The sequence below is a fragment of the Candidatus Symbiopectobacterium sp. 'North America' genome (assembly GCF_015762685.1).
Classification (GTDB): Bacteria; Pseudomonadota; Gammaproteobacteria; order Enterobacterales; family Enterobacteriaceae; genus Symbiopectobacterium.
Map to the genome: position 1 here is coordinate 1 of NZ_PEHF01000016.1, position 17,397 is coordinate 17,397.

A 17,397-nucleotide genomic window follows, 5' to 3' on the forward strand; every position below is an offset into this window, starting at 1 on the left:
ATCAGGCGCGGAACTCATCGTGGCGCGGGCATCCTTGCCCATAAAGACGCCGGATAGATTTAAGTAAGCCCAACATCAATCGAAAATCAGTGTTGCAAAAACGGGGGTGACCATAGATTTTTATATCAGGTTCAAGATTGTAGCTAGTGCTGTGGTAGCGCTGGTGTCGTTCTTGCTGTTCGGTGATTTTGGCCGGGAAAAAGGCGGAGGAAGGCCAAAAATCTTCGCTAACAATCTGTTTTTATAAGGAGAGAAACAGTGCGACATCGCCGCAGATCAGGCGTGATTCTATAAGATTTGTCGCCACGGAAATATCCGCTCTGCCTTCTTGCAGGCACTCATCCAGCGTGCGCACGCTATGATCGACTTCAAGCTTGAGATCCCACAGCAGCGTGATAAACGCGTCCACCTGTTGAGATTGATGGGCGCTGAGCGACTGCCCGCTGAGCACCAGCACATCAATATCCGACAGCGGGTGCAGCTCACCGCGCCCGTATCCACCAACGGTCACTAGCGCCGTTTGTGCGGCAGATTCGAAACCGTAAAACGCCCACAGACGTTGCAGCAGATGGTCGATAAAAAAGGTTCTGGCGGTAATCAGCCTTTCGGCTGCTACTCCGGCGCGAAATTCAGCGCCTAACCATGTCTGAAAACGCTCCATGGACAGTTTGAGCGCTGAGCAATCCAATTAGCTGTCGCTGTAGGTTAATGGTGAGGCGGGGGGCTGTATGTCAGCGGTGAACACGTCGGCGGAGTGAGAAGCGTTGTTGTCATTCATAAATTCACAGCCCTTAAGCGTTGCCTGGCAAACGCCATAAAAGAGACGCCAGCCCTGTTAACGGTATCCCTGGCCGCCGCCGAAAGATAACCGTAGGGCTGGCGCACCATTATGCCGGGTGCGAAATGATGTTGGGGATGGTGTCGTCTTTCCTCAGCGTCATAATTTCGCAACCGTTTTCGGTTACCACAATAGTATGCTCGTATTGCGCCGACAAGCTGCGATCTTTGGTTTTTACCGTCCAACCGTCTTTCATGGTACGGATACGGAAATCGCCCGCGTTAAGCATCGGCTCAATGGTGAATGCCATGCCTGCTTGCAGCACTACGCAGCCGTCATCGGCATCGTAATGCAGTACCTGAGGTTCCTCATGGAAACCGCGACCAATACCGTGGCCGCAATATTCACGTACTACGGAGAAATCATTGCTTTCCGCGAATACCTGGATGGCTTTACCCAGGGCACGCAGCCGGATGCCTGGCTTGACCATTTTCAGCGCCTGATAGAGACTTTCCTGCGTGATACGGCACAGACGTTCGCCCAGAATGGTGGGTTTACCGGCGATGAACATCTTGGAGGTGTCACCGTGGAAGTCGTCTTTGATGACCGTGACGTCGATATTAACGATGTCACCGTCTTTCAGCAAACGCTCATCGCTGGGAATGCCGTGGCATACCACTTCGTTGATAGAGATACACACCGATTTCGGGAAGCCGTGATAACCGAGGCTGGCAGAAATGGCCTGCTGCTTGTTGGTAATATGGTCGTGGCAGATACCATCGAGTTCGCCAGTGCTGACACCAGGAACCACATACGGTTCGATGATTTCCAGCACTTCCGCCGCCAGGCGGCCAGCGACGCGCATTTTCTCGATGTCTTCAGGGGTTTTTATTGATATAGCCATGCAAAATTGTCCGCAGGTGTCGAAGCAGTCGACGAATTTAAGGTTACTCACTAACCACTTATGTTATCAGCCCTGACGGATGGTGCCAAATCCCCATTTGGATACAATGGCGGTGCGTCAGGAGAAAATCGGGTAAAGGGTGCAACAAAAGTTGGTGTCGGTGGGGACTTTATGGTATAAAGCGCGCCGGTGATCTGACTGGGTCTGGCTAACAGGTTCAGCGGAATTCACTAAACTCATATGTGTAACTAACACACACATGTCGACACGTTCACCGGGGTGCTCGAAGGTCAATGTCTTATGACGTGGCTGAAGAGTCGGTGTAATGGGACATGTGGAGGCTTAACCCCATACTCAATTTATAGAGGTAATCATGGCAACTGTTTCCATGCGCGATATGCTCAAGGCTGGCGTACACTTCGGTCACCAGACCCGTTACTGGAACCCGAAAATGAAACCTTTCATTTTTGGTGCGCGTAACAAAGTTCACATCATCAACCTTGAAAAAACCGTTCCGATGTTCAACGATGCACTGGCTGAGCTGAGTAAAATCTCTTCTCGCAAAGGCAAAATCCTGTTCGTTGGTACGAAACGCGCTGCAAGCGATGCGGTAAAAGACGCTGCGAACAACTGCGACCAGTTCTTCGTGAACCATCGCTGGTTGGGCGGTATGCTGACTAACTGGAAAACCGTTCGTCAGTCCATCAAGCGTTTGAAAGATCTGGAAACCCAATCTCAAGACGGTACCTTCGACAAGCTGACCAAAAAAGAAGCTCTGATGCGTACTCGTGAACTGGACAAGCTGGAAAACAGCCTGGGCGGTATCAAAGATATGGGCGGCCTGCCAGATGCTCTGTTTGTGGTTGACGCTGACCATGAACACATCGCCATCAAAGAAGCAAACAACCTGGGTATCCCGGTATTTGCTGTGGTTGATACCAACACCGATCCGGATGGCGTTGACTTCATCATCCCTGGCAACGACGACGCCATCCGTGCAGTAACCCTGTACCTGAGCGCTGTTGCTACCGCTGTCCGTGAAGGCCGTTCTCAAGATCTGGCTGTTCAAGCGGAAGAAGGCTTGGTAGAAGCTGAATAATAAGACTGGCTCCGTCGAGCCCTTATTAACCAGGTATTGAATATGTTGGTTAGGGGGCCTTAATGGCCCCCTTTTACTTATCTCCCACGAGATAACCGAGGAAAAGATAATGGCTGAAATTACCGCTGCCCTGGTAAAAGAACTGCGCGAGCGTACTGGCGCTGGCATGATGGAATGCAAGAAAGCGCTGGTCGAAGCTAACGGTGATATCGAACTTGCTATCGATAACATGCGTAAATCTGGCCAGGCTAAAGCTGCGAAAAAAGCAGGCCGTGTTGCTGCTGAAGGTGTGATTCTGACCAAGATCGCGGCTGACGGCAAATACGGCGTTATCGTTGAGCTGAACTGCGAAACTGACTTCGTTGCTAAAGATGATGGCTTCAAAGCTTTCGGTGAAGAAGTTGCAACGGCTGCGCTGAACGAACGCATCACTGACGTTGACGTTCTGAAAACGAAATTCGAAGAGCAGCGTACTACGCTGGTCGCGAAAATTGGTGAAAACATCAATATTCGTCGTATCGCTATTCAGGAAGGTGACGTGCTGGGTGCATACCTGCACGGCGCACGCATTGGCGTACTGGTTGCCGCTACCGGCGCTGACGAAGAACTGGTTAAGCACGTTGCTATGCACATTGCCGCCAGCAAACCTGAGTACGTGAAAGCTGAAGACGTTCCAGCAGATGTGGTTGCACGTGAGCACCAGATCCAGTTGGACATTGCCATGCAATCTGGCAAACCACGTGAAATCGCAGAAAAAATGGTCGAAGGCCGTATGCGTAAATTCACCGGCGAAATCTCTCTGACCGGTCAACACTTCGTGATGGATCCCAACAAAACCGTTGGCGATCTGCTGAAAGAGCACAAAGCTGACGTCATCAGCTTCATCCGTTTCGAAGTGGGTGAAGGCATTGAGAAAGCGGAAGTTGGCTTCGCTGCTGAAGTCGCCGCGATGAGCAAGCAGTCTTAAGATGCAAAAAAGGAGCCGCCAGTTGGCGGTTCCTTTTTATACCCGTCATACTTCATGTACCGCGGCGTTGGTGAGGTTCACTCGGCGCATTTCCGAGTAAACTGACGCACACTATCCACGGGGACTACCCACAGGGCGTACCCATGGGAAAGTGACATGAAGTTGGGTATATCCAGCCAACATTTTCAACACGTTTTACTGCCACTGCGCATTTATGCGTCGGTTTAATGACGCGCGTGGTATGAAGCACTAAGGCGTGACAGTAATCACATTCCCATTATGATGATAGCCCGTTAGGACAATAACACCATGGCAACCAACGCAAAACCCGTATATCAACGTATCCTGCTTAAGCTGAGTGGCGAAGCATTACAAGGAGCCGAAGGTTTTGGTATCGATGCGAGCATCCTGGACCGCATGGCTCAGGAAATTAAAGAACTGGTTGAGCTGGGCATTCAGGTCGGCGTCGTTATCGGTGGTGGCAACCTGTTCCGCGGTGCCGGTCTGGCACAGGCCGGTATGAATCGCGTGGTGGGCGATCACATGGGGATGTTGGCCACCGTCATGAACGGCTTGGCAATGCGCGATGCGCTGCACCGTGCTTATGTCAACGCGCGCTTGATGTCAGCCATTCCGCTCAACGGCGTGTGCGACAATTACAGCTGGGCTGAGGCTATCAGCCTGCTGCGTAACAATCGCGTGGTGATTTTCTCCGCTGGTACCGGCAATCCCTTCTTCACTACCGATTCTGCCGCTTGTCTGCGCGGTATCGAGATTGAAGCTGACGTGGTGCTGAAAGCCACCAAAGTGGATGGTGTTTTTTCTGCGGATCCGGTTAAAGATCCCACTGCGACGCTTCATGAAACGCTAACCTATCAGGATGTTCTCGAACGGGAACTGAAAGTGATGGATTTGGCGGCCTTTACGCTGGCTCGAGATCATAATTTACCGATCCGCGTTTTCAACATGAACAAACCCGGAGCATTGCGCCGCGTGGTCATGGGTGAAAAAGAAGGCACCTTGATCACGAAGTAATAACGGGTGTACTGAAAAATAAGGTACTATCCTGATCTTGGTGGTACTGCTTTATTTTCGTAATACCAATAGATAACGCGCTGCGTCGGCATCCCGGCGCAAGCATCAATGATTTACCGGGTTTGCTGTATGCATCCCTGTCTGCTTTTATCATGCGCGTTGGTTTCATGATAAAGCGCAGGGAAATAACCTGTCCGGCAACCAGTATCAAGGGTCCGCAACGTGATTAATGACATCAGAAAAGATGCTGATACACGCATGGAAAAATGTGTAGAAGCGTTTAAGCACCAAATTAGCAGAGTTCGTACTGGCCGCGCTTCACCGAGCCTGCTGGATGGCATCCAGGTAGAATATTACGGTTCTGCTACGCCGCTGCGCCAAGTGGCAAACATTGTGGTTGAAGACACGCGCACTCTGGCGATCACGGTGTTTGACCGCACCTTGGGCCCGGCCGTTGAAAAAGCGATCATGGCTTCCGATCTGGGGTTAAACCCGTCCTCTGCGGGTGCGGTAATCCGTGTCCCATTGCTGCCGTTGACGGAAGAGCGCCGCAAAGATTTGACCAAAGTGGTGCGTGGTGAAGCGGAACAAGGGCGTGTCTCCGTGCGTAACGTGCGCCGTGATGCGAACGACAAGCTGAAAGCGCTGCTGAAAGATAAAGCGATCAGTGAAGATGAAGAACGCCGCGCGCAGGATGAGGTGCAAAAACTGACTGACGCTTATATCAAGAAAGTTGATGTCGCGCTGGCAGAAAAAGAAAATGAGCTGATGGAGTTTTAATCGGCTTCCAAAATAAAAGCGCCAGCCAGTACACCCACTGGCGGCGCTTTATTTTTTTAGAGCAATTTCATGAAGCAACTGACGATCCTCGGTTCAACCGGTTCGATTGGCGTTAGTACGCTGGCGGTAGTGAAAGCCAATCCGGACAAATTCGCCGTTACTGCCCTGGTCGCTGGGAGATACGTTGATGTGATGCTGGCGCAATGCCTGCAATTCCAACCTGCCTATGCCTCCATGTCCGATCCCCAGGCTGCGACACTGTTACGTGAACGACTGATGGCCGCAGGCTGCCGTACCGAAGTGCTGGCGGGTGAGCAGGCTGCATGTGAGTTGGCCGCGCTCGATGGCGTCGATCAAGTGATGGCGGCAATTGTGGGGGCCGCAGGATTGTTGCCAACGCTCGCGGCCATCAAGGCTGGTAAACAAGTACTGTTGGCGAATAAAGAATCTTTGGTAACCTGTGGCCGACTGTTTATGAACGCTGTTGCACAATACGGTGCGCAACTGCTGCCGATAGACAGTGAACACAACGCCATTTTTCAGAGTTTACCTGAGCACATTCAACGCCAATTGGGTTACGCTTCATTAACGGAGCATGGGGTGGAACGTATTGTTCTGACCGGTTCGGGTGGCCCATTTAGAGAAACACCGCTGGCCGCATTGGCGGCGATGACGCCCGATCAGGCATGTGCTCACCCCAACTGGTCCATGGGCCGCAAGATTTCTGTGGACTCTGCCACCATGATGAACAAGGGGCTGGAGTACATCGAGGCGCGTTGGTTGTTTAATGCGTCTGCGGCGCAGATGGAAGTGATCATCCATCCGCAGTCTGTTATTCACTCCATGGTGCGCTATCGGGATGGCAGCGTTTTGGCGCAACTTGGCACACCGGATATGCGCACGCCGATCGCGCACGCCATGGCCTATCCGCAACGCGTGGTGTCTAACGTGGCACCGCTGGATTTTATGCGTCTTGGCCCGCTCACGTTCAGCGAGCCGGACATGACGCGTTATCCCTGCTTGCAGTTAGCGATCGCTGCGTGCAATCAGGGCCAGGCGGCAACGACTGCGCTGAATGGGGCTAATGAAGTTGCCGTCGACGCCTTTTTGCACGGTGAGATTCGCTTTACCGATATTGCGTCGTTGAATCAGCGCGTGATGGAGCAACTTTCCTGCGCTGAGCCAGAGTCCGTTGACGATGTCCTGGCCATTGACCGCTGGGCTCGCGAGAAAGGCCGGGAGGCGTTACGCGGTTTCCACTGACAACGTGTGCTTGCGGACGCGATCGTCGCGGCACAATTTGTTCATGCGGGATCAAGGTGATATAGTCTGCGCCATTCGCGTCTAGGTCAGTGCGAAAACGCTGGCGAAGTACGTACAGCCGTGCTCGTTCACGGCTTTTTTGTGCTAACGGGTCTGATGTTAGGGATGGATTGTTTTCTTACTTGAGGAAATTAAGTTCGCGTTATGCCGTCTGATAATCAACAAACACCCATTACGCCACCCGAAAGCGGGCCAAGGCATGTCGCAATCATCATGGATGGTAATGGCCGTTGGGCGAAAAATCGTGGCAAGCTGCGCGTTTTTGGCCATCAGGCTGGTGTGAAGGCGGTGCGCCGTGCGGTGAGCTTTGCGGTAAGCCATCGGCTCGATGCCTTGACCTTATATGCCTTTAGTAGCGAAAACTGGAACCGGCCGGCGCAAGAAGTGAAAGCGCTGATGGAACTGTTTGTTCGAGCGCTGGACAGCGAGGTCAAAAGCCTGCATAAACACGGCGTTCAGTTGCGTATTATCGGTGATATCAGCCGTTTCAGCCCGCGTCTACAAGAGCGCATTCGCCGCTCTGAAGCACTGACAAAAAATAATCCAGGGTTAATACTGAATATTGCCGCGAATTATGGCGGACGTTGGGATATTATTCAGGGCGTCAGACAATTGGCTGAGCAGGTGCAGGAAGGCACGCTCCGCCCGGACACGATCGACGAAGATACCTTATCCCACGCCCTGTGTTTGGGCGATCAAACGCCGGTCGATTTGGTCATCAGGACGGGGGGAGAACACCGCATCAGTAATTTTTTGCTGTGGCAGATTGCTTATGCTGAGCTTTACTTTACCGATGTCCTTTGGCCTGATTTCGATGAACACGATTTTGAAGGTGCGATGAATGCATTTGCGCAACGCGAACGGCGTTTCGGTGGAACTGCACCTTCCGATGCTGACGCATCATAGGGGGAAGGTGTGCTGAAGTATCGATTGATAACTGGCTTGATTTTAATCCCGTTGGTCATTGCGGCATTGTTTCTGCTGCCACCGAAGGGATTTGCACTAGTAACGCTCGGCGTTTGCATGCTGGCCGCCTGGGAGTGGGGGCAATTCGCCGGATTAGGCTCTTCTGCCCAGCGTTTGTCTCTTGCCTTTATGTGTGGCGCACTGCTGGCGTTGATGACGCTATCATTGCCCAACTATCACTATTCGGTTCATCTGCTGCCTATTCGTGTTTCGCTATGGGTATCACTGGTGTGGTGGTGTGCCGCACTGCTGTTGGTGCTCTCGTACCCCGGTTCTGCGGGATTTTGGCGCTGTTCCAAAGCGCTGCGCCTGCTGTTTGGCGTGTTGACCATCGTGCCTTTCTTCTGGGGGATGGTGGCGTTACGCCAGCACCATTATGATAGCGATCCCTTCTTCGGTGCCTGGTGGTTGCTCTACGTGATGTTGCTGGTGTGGGGCGCAGACAGTGGCGCGTACATGTTTGGTAAACTGTTTGGCAAGCATAAACTGGCACCCAAAGTATCTCCGGGGAAAACCTGGGAGGGCTTTGTCGGTGGGTTAGCCACCTCCGCGATTATCTCTCTGCTGTTTAGTGTTTATGCGCCTTTGGGCGTTGCGCCATTTACACTGCTCGTCTGTTCGGTGATTGCGGCGCTGGCATCTGTACTGGGCGATTTGACAGAAAGCATGTTTAAACGGGAAGCCGGTATTAAAGACAGCAGCCACCTGATTCCCGGTCATGGCGGCGTGCTTGACCGCATCGATAGCCTGACGGCGGCGATCCCGGTATTTGCCTGCCTGATGTTTTTAGTGTTTAAAACGGTTTAGGATGACCTGACAGATGATGAATGTCCTTTGGAGTTTGGCTGCATTTGTTGTTGCACTGAGCGTATTGATTACGGTGCATGAATTTGGCCACTTCTGGGTTGCTCGTCGCTGTGGGGTTAAGGTTGAGCGTTTTTCTGTCGGATTTGGCAAGGCGCTATGGCGTTGGCGCGATCGGCGGGGGACTGAGTTTGTCATTGCCTTAATTCCACTGGGTGGCTATGTCAAAATGCTCGACGAGCGTGTGGATACCGTCTCGCCGGAACAGCATCATCTCTCTTTTAACCGTAAAACTGTGTGGCAACGTGCTGCCATCGTGAGTGCGGGTCCAATTGCCAATTTCCTGTTTGCGATTGCCGCCTATTGGCTGGTGTTTATTATTGGCGTGCCGGGTGTACGGCCCGTGGTTGGCGAAATAGTGCCCAACTCCGTTGCTGCTATGGCGCAAATGTCGCCGGGGATGGAACTAAAAGCAGTCGATGGTATCGAAACGCCTGACTGGGACACAGCGCGTTTAACACTGATCGGCAAGATTGGTGATAACGAGGTAACGCTTGACGTTGCGCCGCTTGGTTCTTCGTCCGTGGTGCGTAAAACGCTGGATTTGCGTGACTGGCAGTTCAACCCTGAAAGGCAGGATCCCGCCGCCTCATTGGGCATGGTGCCGCGTATGCCGCAAATCGATGCGGTGCTGACGCAGGTACAGGATGGGTCGGCAGCGCAAAAAGCCGGTTTGCAAGTCGGGGACAGGATCGTTAAAGTCGATGGGCAACCGCTGACGCGCTGGTCGCAGTTTGCCAGTACGGTGCGTGACAAGCCGGATGCAGATATTGCGCTGGACATTGAACGAAACGGTGAGACCCGCTCTCTAATCTTGACGCCGGACAGCAAAACGACCGGTGGCAGGGTAGAAGGGTTTGCCGGGGTGGTGCCAAAAGTCATCCCGCTGCCCGAAGAGTACCGGACGGTGCGGCAATACGGGCCGTTCAGTGCGATTTATCAAGCTGCGGATAAAACCTGGCAGCTGAAGCGGTTAACCGTCAGTATGCTGGGAAAACTGATAACAGGCGATGTTAAGCTCAATAACCTGAGCGGGCCAATCTCTATCGCTCAGGGGGCCGGCATGTCGGCCGACTATGGGCTGATTTACTACCTGATGTTTTTGGCATTGATCAGTGTAAATCTGGGCATTATCAATTTGTTCCCGCTACCGGTTTTGGATGGTGGACACCTGCTCTTTCTGCTGGTTGAAAAACTGAAAGGCAGGCCGGTTTCTGAGCGTGTGCAGGACTTTTGTTATCGTATCGGCACGGTGGTGTTGATGCTGTTAATGGGGCTCGCACTTTTTAATGATTTCTCTCGCCTTTAGGCGGGGGAGTAGGTTAGGAAAAACGCATAACAACGATGGCGATGAAAAAGTTGCTCATAGCGTCGCTGCTGTTCAGCAGCGCCACCGTATACGGTGCAGACGGATTTGTAGTGAAGGATATTCATTTCGAGGGCTTGCAGCGTGTTGCTGTCGGTGCGGCACTACTCAGCATGCCTGTCCGTGTGGGTGATACCGTCATTGATGACGATATCGGGAATACCATTCGTGCTCTGTTCGCGACCGGAAACTTCGAGGATGTCCGGGTACTGCGTGACGGTGAAACCTTGATTGTGCAGGTGAAAGAACGGCCTACCATCGCCAGCATCACGTTCTCCGGCAATAAAGCGGTCAAGGATGAGATGCTGAAAGAAAACATGGAAGCGTCCAGTGTGCGCGTCGGCGAAGCGTTAGACCGCACGACCCTCTCTTCTATCGAGAAGGGACTGGAGGATTTCTACTACAGCGTCGGTAAATACAGCGCCTCCGTGAAGGCGGTGGTGACACCGTTGCCGCGCAACCGTGTTGACCTCAAACTGGTGTTTACCGAAGGGGTTTCCGCGCAAATCCAGCAGATCAATATCGTTGGCAACAAAGCCTTCACCTCTGATGAATTGATTGCCCAATTCCAACTGCGCGATGACGTGCCGTGGTGGAACGTCATGGGCGATCGTAAATACCAGAAACAGAAACTCTTTGGCGACCTGGAGACGCTGCGCAGCTTCTATCTCGATCGCGGCTACGCACGTTTCACGATTGACTCCACTCAGGTGAGCCTGACGCCTGACAAAAAGGGTATCTACATCACCATCAACATCACGGAAGGCGATCAGTACAAGCTGTCTGGGGTAACGGTGCGCGGTAATCTGGCGGGTCACTCTGCCGAGATTGAAGGGCTGACGAAAGTGAACCCCGGCGAGCTGTATAACGGCGCCAAAGTGACACGCATGGAAGAGGATATCAAAAAGCTGCTGGGCCGTTATGGCTACGCTTATCCGCGCGTGGTGACACAGCCTGAAATCAGCGACGGGGACAAAACCGTTAAGCTCAACATCAACGTTGATGCCGGTAACCGCTTCTCGGTGCGCCGTGTGCGCTTCGAGGGTAACGATACCTCCAAAGATTCCGTGCTGCGTCGCGAAATGCGCCAGATGGAAGGGGCATGGTTGGGTAACGATCTGGTTGAGCAGGGTAAAGAGCTCCTCAACCGTCTCGGCTACTTTGAAAGCGTTGACGTAGAAACTCTGCGTGTGCCGGGCACCGCCGATCAGGTATACGTCACCTACAAAGTGAAAGAGCGTAACACCGGTACGTTGAACTTCGGTGTCGGCTTCGGTACGGAGAGTGGTGTCAGCTTCCAGGCTGGGGTTCAGCAAGACAACTGGCTGGGTACTGGTAACTCTGTCGGCATCAGCGGGACCAAAAACAGCTACCAGACCTATGTCGAGCTGTCGATGACCAACCCCTACTTTACCGTAGATGGCGTCAGCCTCGGCGGTCGTATTTTCTATAACGATTTTAAAGCCTACGATGCTGAACTTTCTGACTATACCAACCGCAGCTATGGCGTAGGCACAACGTTAGGTTTCCCGATCAACGAGAACAATTCATTGCGTCTTGGTCTGGACTATGTACATAACGATGTGTCAGATATGTCACCGCAAGTGGCGATGTGGCGTTATCTTAATTCGGTGGGTGTTAACCCGCCGGTTGTAGAATCGGGTAATCACTCCAGCGCCGATTTTAACTCCAACGATTTCTTCCTCAACGCCGGATGGGTCTACAATAGTCTGGACCGTGGCTTCTTCCCGACGGAAGGGAGCCGTGCCAGCTTCAACGCTAAAGTGACGGTGCCGGGTTCCGACAACGAATATTATAAGCTGACCTTTGATTCAGCGGCCTACTATCCGTTGAGTGAAAACCACCACTGGGTGTTAATGGGCCGTGCGCGTGCCGGTTATGCGGACGGTATTGGCAGCAAAGATGTGCCGTTCTACGACAACTTCTATGCCGGTGGTTCCAGTACGGTACGTGGCTTCCAGTCGAATACCATTGGTCCTAAAGCGGCTTACTACCGGTGTGAAAAGCCGTTGCCAAACAGTTACTCGGCTTGCCGTGTGGATAATTCGGATGATGCTGTGGGCGGTAACGCTATGGCGGTTGCCAGTGCGGAACTGATTCTGCCCACACCGTTTGCTAGCGATAAGTATGCCAGTTCGCTGCGCACCTCGTTGTTTGTGGATGCAGGTACGGTTTGGGATACTAACTGGAAGAACACGGACAAAACCCTGGCGGCGGGTGTGCCTGACTACAGCGAACCGGGCAATATTCGTGTGTCCACCGGCCTTGCCGTGCAGTGGATGTCACCGCTTGGGCCATTGGTGTTCTCCTATGCCCAGCCGGTCAAGAAAATTGACGGAGACAAGTCGGAACAGTTCCAGTTTAACATTGGTAAAACGTGGTAGTGTCACGACAAACACGTCGTCTCTAAGTGAAGTATAGGGCTCTGGTAACGCGCCGCGTGCGCTGACCCAGAGCTTTGTGCACGTTAATGTGTGATAAAAAAGATCAGGTTGAGGAGTAATAACGTGAAAAAGTGGTTGTGTGCCGCAGGTCTCGGTTTAGCTCTGGCTGCGTCTGCCAGCGTTCAAGCGGCCGACAAGATTGCCGTTGTCAACGTTGCCAGCATTTTCCAGCAGTTGCCGCAGCGTGAAACCGTTGCCAAGCAGTTGGAAAACGAGTTTAAAGGCCGTGCTTCTGAATTGCAGAAAATGGAAAGCGATCTGCAAACCAAAATGCAAAAATTGCAGCGTGATGGTTCTACCATGAAAGCCAGCGATCGCAGCAAATCTGAAAACGATCTGATGGCGCAGCGTGAGCAGTTCTCCAACAATGCACAGGCGTTTGAACAAGACAATCGCCGTCGTCAGATGGAAGAACGTAACAAGATACTGAGCCGTATTCAGGATGCCATCAAAAGCGTTGCCAGCAAAGATGGCTACGATATCGTGATTGATGCCAACGCAGTTGCCTATGTCGGTAACGCGAAAGACATCACGGCTGATGTGCTGAAACAGGTTAAATAACTCATGGTTTCAATTCGACTGGACGCCTTGGCAGCACAGTTGGATGCGCAATTACACGGTGATGGCGATATCGTCATCACCGGTGTTGCTTCTATGCATTCGGCACGTTCTGGACAAATCACCTTTTTTTCAGACAGCCGCTACCGTGAGCAACTGAGCACGACACAGGCATCAGCCGTGGTGGTGACAGAAGCTGATCTGCCCTACTGCAAGGCAGCCGCGTTGGTGGTGAAAAACCCGTATCTGACTTATGCGCGTATGGCGCAATTGATGGATACTACCCCGCAACCTGCGCAGGATATCGCACCCAGTGTGGTGATTGCTGATGATGTCGTGCTGGGGCGCAATGTCGCCATCGGTGCGAATGCGGTTATCGAGTCAGGCGTAGAGTTAGGCGATGGTGTGGTGATCGGTGCCGGTTGTTTTGTCGGGAAACACGCCAGGATTGGCGCAGGTTCTCGTCTGTGGGCCAATGTAACGGTTTATCATCGGGTTGAGTTAGGGGCGCAATGTCTGATTCAATCTGGTGCTGTGATTGGTTCCGATGGTTTTGGCTATGCCAACGAGCGTGGCAATTGGGTCAAGATCCCGCAGTTAGGAACAGTACGCATCGGCGATCGCGTTGAGATTGGTGCTAACACCACCATTGACCGCGGTGCACTGGATGACACCATTATTGGTGACGACGTTATCATTGATAACCAATGCCAGATTGCACACAACGTCGTGATTGGCGACAATACAGCAGTCGCTGGTGGCGTTATCATGGCTGGTAGCCTGAAAATTGGCCGTTACTGCATGATTGGCGGTGCCAGTGTGATCAATGGTCATATGGAAATTTGCGATAAGGTCACGGTTACCGGCATGGGGATGGTCATTAGACCTATCACCGAACCCGGCGTATACTCATCGGGAATTCCCTTACAGCCAAACAAAACGTGGCGTAAAACCGCAGCGCTGGTGATGAGTATTGATGATATGAGCAAACGGCTGAAAGCCGTTGAGCGTAAAGTCAACCAGGATTAATCTCTGTGCCAGCCTCGCCAAAGCAGTGGCGGCGGCTTGATGGAGACGGGTTTGTACGCGTTGGTTGTTGTGGATTGCCTGCTTAGGCCGGCGTAAAAATCCTTATTTGCGGCCTGCCAGATGATCCTCCTTTTGGGATCTCGCAGGCCGTGTTGTTGATGGCATCAGTTTTACGGACAGGAAGAGTATTTTGACTACTAACACTCATACTCTGCATATTGAAGAGATTTTAGAACTACTACCGCACCGCTTTCCCTTTTTGCTGGTGGACCGCGTATTGGATTTCGAAGAAGGGAAATTCCTGCGTGCGGTGAAAAACGTCTCTTTCAACGAGCCCTTCTTTCAGGGACATTTCCCCGGTAAGCCCATTTTCCCCGGCGTGCTGATTCTGGAAGCCATGGCCCAGGCCACGGGCATTCTGGCATTTAAAAGCGTGGGTAAACTGGAACCGGGTGAACTTTACTACTTCGCGGCTGTGGACGAAGCGCGTTTCAAACGTCCGGTGCAGCCAGGGGATCAGATGATTCTTGAAGTTGAATTCATTAAAGAGCGCCGTGGTGTTGCACGTTTCAAAGGTGTCGCCAAAGTGGATGGCGAAGTGGCCTGTGAAGCGTCCATGATGTGTGCTCGTCGTCGGGAGGCCTGATAACGTGATTGATCAAACCGCCTTTATTCATCCCAGCGCTATTGTTGAAGACGGTGCCATTATTGGTGCACGTGTACACATTGGCCCGTTCTGCTATGTCGGTTCTCACGTTGAGATCGGCGAAGGCACGGTATTAAAATCCCATGTTGTGGTAAATGGGATCACTAAAATCGGCCGTGATAATGAGATCTACCAATTTTCCTCCATTGGTGAGGTAAATCAGGATCTGAAATACACGGGTGAACCTACTCGCGTAGAGATCGGCGATCGTAACCGTATTCGTGAAAGTGTCACGATTCATCGTGGTACGGAACAAGGTGGTGGATTGACTAAAGTCGGCAGCGATAATCTGCTGATGATCAACACGCATATCGCCCATGACTGCGTCATTGGTAACCGCTGCATTCTGGCGAACAATGCCACGCTGGGTGGACACGTAGAAGTCGATGATTTTGCTATCATCGGTGGAATGACAGCGGTGCACCAGTTCTGTGTCATCGGTGCACACGTTATGGTCGGCGGCTGTTCCGGCGTGGCGCAAGATGTGCCGCCGTACGTCATTGCTCAAGGTAACCATGCGACGCCGTTTGGCCTCAACATTGAAGGGCTGAAACGCCGCGGGTTCGAAAAAGAGACCCAGCAGGCGATTCGTAACGCCTACAAGCTGCTGTACCGCAGTGGGAGAACGTTGGAAGAGGTGAAACCGAAAATCGAAGCGCTGGCAAAAGATCATCCTGCGGTTCAAGCATTTATCGATTTCTTTGCCCGTTCTACCCGCGGCATTATCCGGTAATTCATGTCAACGCGTCCCCTTGTGATTGGTATCGTCGCCGGAGAAACCTCCGGCGACATTCTTGGTGCGGGCCTGATCCGAGCGCTGAAAAGCCAGATGCCTGACGTTCGCTTTGTCGGCGTAGCCGGGCCACGCATGCAGGAAGCCGGGTGTGAAACCTGGTATGAGATGGAAGAGCTCGCAGTGATGGGGATCGTCGAGGTGTTAGGGCGTTTGCCGCGCCTACTGTCGATCCGCCGTGATCTTACGCAGCGTTTCACTAAGCTTGCGCCCGACGTTTTTGTTGGCATTGATGCGCCCGATTTTAATATCACGCTCGAAGGCCGCCTCAAAGCGCGCGGTATTCGCACCATTCATTACGTCAGCCCCTCCGTGTGGGCCTGGCGCCAGAAACGCGTTTTCAAAATTGGGCGTGCCACCGATCTGGTGTTGGCGTTTCTTCCCTTTGAAAAAGCGTTTTACGACAAATTCAACGTGCCTTGCCGCTTTATCGGCCACACCATGGCCGATGCCATGCCGTTACAGCCGGACAAACTGGCGGCGCGCGCACATTTAGGCATCGCGCCTGAGCGCCATTGTCTGGCGCTGCTGCCGGGTAGTCGCGGGGCTGAGGTGGAGATGCTGAGCGCCGATTTTTTACGCAGCGCACAGCTATTACGCCAACGCTATCCTGATTTAGCTGTGTTGGTGCCGTTGGTGAATGCCAAGCGGCGTGAACAATTTGAACGCATTAAGCAAGAAACGGCCCCCGAGCTGGATGTGCATTTGTTGGATGGTCAGGCGCGTGAAGCGATGATCGCCAGCGGTGCGGCGCTGCTGGCGTCCGGCACCGCAGCGTTGGAGTGCATGCTGGCAAAATGCCCGATAGTCGTGGGCTACCGCGTGAAGCCCTTTACGTTCTGGCTGGCAAAGCGCTTGGTAAAAACCCCCTGGGTGTCGTTACCGAATTTGTTGGCAGGGCGCGAATTGGTAAAAGAGTTGCTGCAAGAAGAGTGCACGCCAGACAAGCTGGCGGCGGCGTTGCTTCCTTGGCTGGAAGGCGGGGAAGACGTGAAACAGTTGCACGAGACCTTTTTGGCGCTGCACCAACAGATTCGTTGTGATGCGGATACGCAGGCGGCACAGGCTGTAATGGAATTGGCCCGATGTGAAGTGAACCATGTATGATGTTTTTGTCTATCCGGATGCAACGCGCATAGCTGGTGTAGATGAAGTGGGGCGCGGCCCGTTGGTGGGGGCGGTTGTCACCGCTGCGGTGATTCTCGATCCGCAGCGTCCAATCGCTGGGTTGGCTGATTCAAAACAGCTCAGTGAAAAACGCCGTCTGGCGCTTTATGATGAAATCAAAGACAAAGCGCTGTCATGGAGTTTGGGACGCGCCGAGCCCGAAGAGATTGACCAATTGAATATCCTGCATGCCACGATGCTGGCGATGCAGCGTGCCGTAGCAGGGTTGCATCTGGCACCCGATTATGTGCTGATAGACGGCAATCGCTGCCCGCTATTGCCCATGCCTGCATTGGCGGTGGTGAAGGGCGACAGCCGTGTTGCCGAGATCAGTGCCGCATCGATTCTCGCCAAAGTGACGCGAGACCGGGAAATGGTCGAGTTGGATGTCCGTTTCCCTGAATATGGCTTTGCGCAGCACAAGGGTTACCCGACGGCTTATCACCTTGAAAAACTCGCTCTCTTAGGTGCTACTGAGTACCATCGGCGCAGCTTCGCCCCCGTAAAACGCGTATTGGGGTTGGCATAGTCCGTCAACCGCGCGCAATCAGGTAATATCGGTGCCCTGCTCGTAACGCGGGGCTGTTTTCGACAACG

Annotated in this window: 16 protein-coding genes and 1 pseudogene; 15 read left to right on the top strand and 2 right to left on the bottom strand. The window is 52.9% G+C overall.

Annotated elements, in window-relative coordinates; genetic code table 11:
• Nucleotides 1-118: 118 nt before the first annotated feature.
• Both CS369_RS03230 and map read right to left on the bottom strand, forming a co-directional pair.
• Nucleotides 119-688, bottom strand: a pseudogene (locus CS369_RS03230) (nucleotidyltransferase domain-containing protein); the annotation flags it as partial.
• A 199-nt stretch (nucleotides 689-887) separates the two neighbouring features.
• Complete coding sequence (gene map, locus CS369_RS03235; RefSeq protein WP_196905958.1) at nucleotides 888-1,682, bottom strand: type I methionyl aminopeptidase; 795 nt, start codon at nucleotides 1,680-1,682, stop codon at nucleotides 888-890.
• A 373-nt stretch (nucleotides 1,683-2,055) separates the two neighbouring features.
• On the opposite strand from map, the gene rpsB reads away from it, so the two are divergent.
• The 15 genes from rpsB to rnhB all read left to right on the top strand — a co-directional run bounded on the left by rpsB (nucleotide 2,056) and on the right by rnhB (nucleotide 17,329).
• Nucleotides 2,056-2,781 carry a 30S ribosomal protein S2 gene (gene rpsB / locus CS369_RS03240; RefSeq protein ID WP_196905959.1) on the top strand — a complete coding sequence of 242 codons (726 nt, stop codon included), beginning with the start codon at nucleotides 2,056-2,058 and terminating at the stop codon, nucleotides 2,779-2,781.
• Between the two features lie 109 nt (nucleotides 2,782-2,890).
• Nucleotides 2,891-3,748 carry a translation elongation factor Ts gene (gene tsf, locus CS369_RS03245; protein ID WP_196905960.1) on the top strand — a complete coding sequence of 286 codons (858 nt, stop codon included), beginning with the start codon at nucleotides 2,891-2,893 and terminating at the stop codon, nucleotides 3,746-3,748.
• Between the two features lie 309 nt (nucleotides 3,749-4,057).
• Nucleotides 4,058-4,783, top strand: a complete 726-nt coding sequence (pyrH, locus tag CS369_RS03250) for a UMP kinase (protein ID WP_196905961.1) — start codon at nucleotides 4,058-4,060, stop codon at nucleotides 4,781-4,783.
• A gap of 222 nt (nucleotides 4,784-5,005) precedes the next feature.
• Nucleotides 5,006-5,563 (top strand): ribosome recycling factor, encoded by a 558-nt coding sequence (gene frr, locus CS369_RS03255; RefSeq protein ID WP_196905962.1) that lies wholly within the window; start codon nucleotides 5,006-5,008, stop codon nucleotides 5,561-5,563.
• A 69-nt stretch (nucleotides 5,564-5,632) separates the two neighbouring features.
• Nucleotides 5,633-6,826, top strand: a complete 1,194-nt coding sequence (ispC, locus tag CS369_RS03260; RefSeq protein WP_196905963.1) for a 1-deoxy-D-xylulose-5-phosphate reductoisomerase — start codon at nucleotides 5,633-5,635, stop codon at nucleotides 6,824-6,826.
• 204 nt (nucleotides 6,827-7,030) lie between these two features.
• Nucleotides 7,031-7,792: a (2E,6E)-farnesyl-diphosphate-specific ditrans,polycis-undecaprenyl-diphosphate synthase gene (gene ispU / locus CS369_RS03265; protein WP_196905964.1), complete on the top strand. Its 762-nt coding sequence runs from the start codon at nucleotides 7,031-7,033 to the stop codon at nucleotides 7,790-7,792.
• Between the two features lie 9 nt (nucleotides 7,793-7,801).
• Nucleotides 7,802-8,659, top strand: coding sequence for a phosphatidate cytidylyltransferase (cdsA, locus tag CS369_RS03270; RefSeq protein WP_196905965.1), 858 nt, complete (start codon nucleotides 7,802-7,804; stop codon nucleotides 8,657-8,659).
• Between the two features lie 13 nt (nucleotides 8,660-8,672).
• Nucleotides 8,673-10,025 (top strand): sigma E protease regulator RseP, encoded by a 1,353-nt coding sequence (rseP, locus tag CS369_RS03275; protein WP_196905966.1) that lies wholly within the window; start codon nucleotides 8,673-8,675, stop codon nucleotides 10,023-10,025.
• A 35-nt stretch (nucleotides 10,026-10,060) separates the two neighbouring features.
• On the top strand, nucleotides 10,061-12,487 hold the full coding sequence (bamA, locus tag CS369_RS03280; RefSeq protein WP_196905967.1) for an outer membrane protein assembly factor BamA: 2,427 nt from the start codon (nucleotides 10,061-10,063) through the stop codon (nucleotides 12,485-12,487).
• 123 nt (nucleotides 12,488-12,610) lie between these two features.
• A complete protein-coding gene (skp, locus tag CS369_RS03285; RefSeq protein WP_196905968.1) occupies nucleotides 12,611-13,108 on the top strand; it encodes a molecular chaperone Skp in 498 nt (165 codons plus the stop codon).
• 3 nt (nucleotides 13,109-13,111) lie between these two features.
• Nucleotides 13,112-14,134, top strand: a complete 1,023-nt coding sequence (gene lpxD / locus CS369_RS03290) for a UDP-3-O-(3-hydroxymyristoyl)glucosamine N-acyltransferase (protein ID WP_196905969.1) — start codon at nucleotides 13,112-13,114, stop codon at nucleotides 14,132-14,134.
• A gap of 190 nt (nucleotides 14,135-14,324) precedes the next feature.
• Entirely contained in the window at nucleotides 14,325-14,780 is a 456-nt protein-coding gene (fabZ, locus tag CS369_RS03295; protein ID WP_195315614.1) for a 3-hydroxyacyl-ACP dehydratase FabZ, read from the top strand.
• Nucleotides 14,781-14,784: 4 nt separating this feature from the next.
• Nucleotides 14,785-15,573, top strand: coding sequence for an acyl-ACP--UDP-N-acetylglucosamine O-acyltransferase (gene lpxA / locus CS369_RS03300; protein ID WP_196905970.1), 789 nt, complete (start codon nucleotides 14,785-14,787; stop codon nucleotides 15,571-15,573).
• 3 nt (nucleotides 15,574-15,576) lie between these two features.
• The gene (gene lpxB, locus CS369_RS03305) at nucleotides 15,577-16,740 is read left to right on the top strand and encodes a lipid-A-disaccharide synthase (protein ID WP_196905971.1); all 1,164 of its coding nucleotides are present in this window, start codon (nucleotides 15,577-15,579) and stop codon (nucleotides 16,738-16,740) included.
• Entirely contained in the window at nucleotides 16,733-17,329 is a 597-nt protein-coding gene (gene rnhB, locus CS369_RS03310; RefSeq protein WP_196905972.1) for a ribonuclease HII, read from the top strand. Before lpxB ends, rnhB begins: the two co-directional genes overlap by 8 nt.
• The last annotated feature ends 68 nt before the right edge of the window (nucleotides 17,330-17,397 follow it).

Coding starts and splice junctions, on each gene's coding strand:
- ispU (WP_196905964.1), top strand. CDS start 7,031: ATGCCGTCTGATAATCAACAAACACCCATTACGCCACCCGAAAGCGGG.
- rseP (WP_196905966.1), top strand. CDS start 8,673: ATGATGAATGTCCTTTGGAGTTTGGCTGCATTTGTTGTTGCACTGAGC.
- map (WP_196905958.1), bottom strand. CDS start 1,682: ATGGCTATATCAATAAAAACCCCTGAAGACATCGAGAAAATGCGCGTC.
- bamA (WP_196905967.1), top strand. CDS start 10,061: ATGGCGATGAAAAAGTTGCTCATAGCGTCGCTGCTGTTCAGCAGCGCC.
- rpsB (WP_196905959.1), top strand. CDS start 2,056: ATGGCAACTGTTTCCATGCGCGATATGCTCAAGGCTGGCGTACACTTC.
- tsf (WP_196905960.1), top strand. CDS start 2,891: ATGGCTGAAATTACCGCTGCCCTGGTAAAAGAACTGCGCGAGCGTACT.
- lpxB (WP_196905971.1), top strand. CDS start 15,577: ATGTCAACGCGTCCCCTTGTGATTGGTATCGTCGCCGGAGAAACCTCC.
- ispC (WP_196905963.1), top strand. CDS start 5,633: ATGAAGCAACTGACGATCCTCGGTTCAACCGGTTCGATTGGCGTTAGT.
- rnhB (WP_196905972.1), top strand. CDS start 16,733: ATGTATGATGTTTTTGTCTATCCGGATGCAACGCGCATAGCTGGTGTA.
- lpxD (WP_196905969.1), top strand. CDS start 13,112: ATGGTTTCAATTCGACTGGACGCCTTGGCAGCACAGTTGGATGCGCAA.
- pyrH (WP_196905961.1), top strand. CDS start 4,058: ATGGCAACCAACGCAAAACCCGTATATCAACGTATCCTGCTTAAGCTG.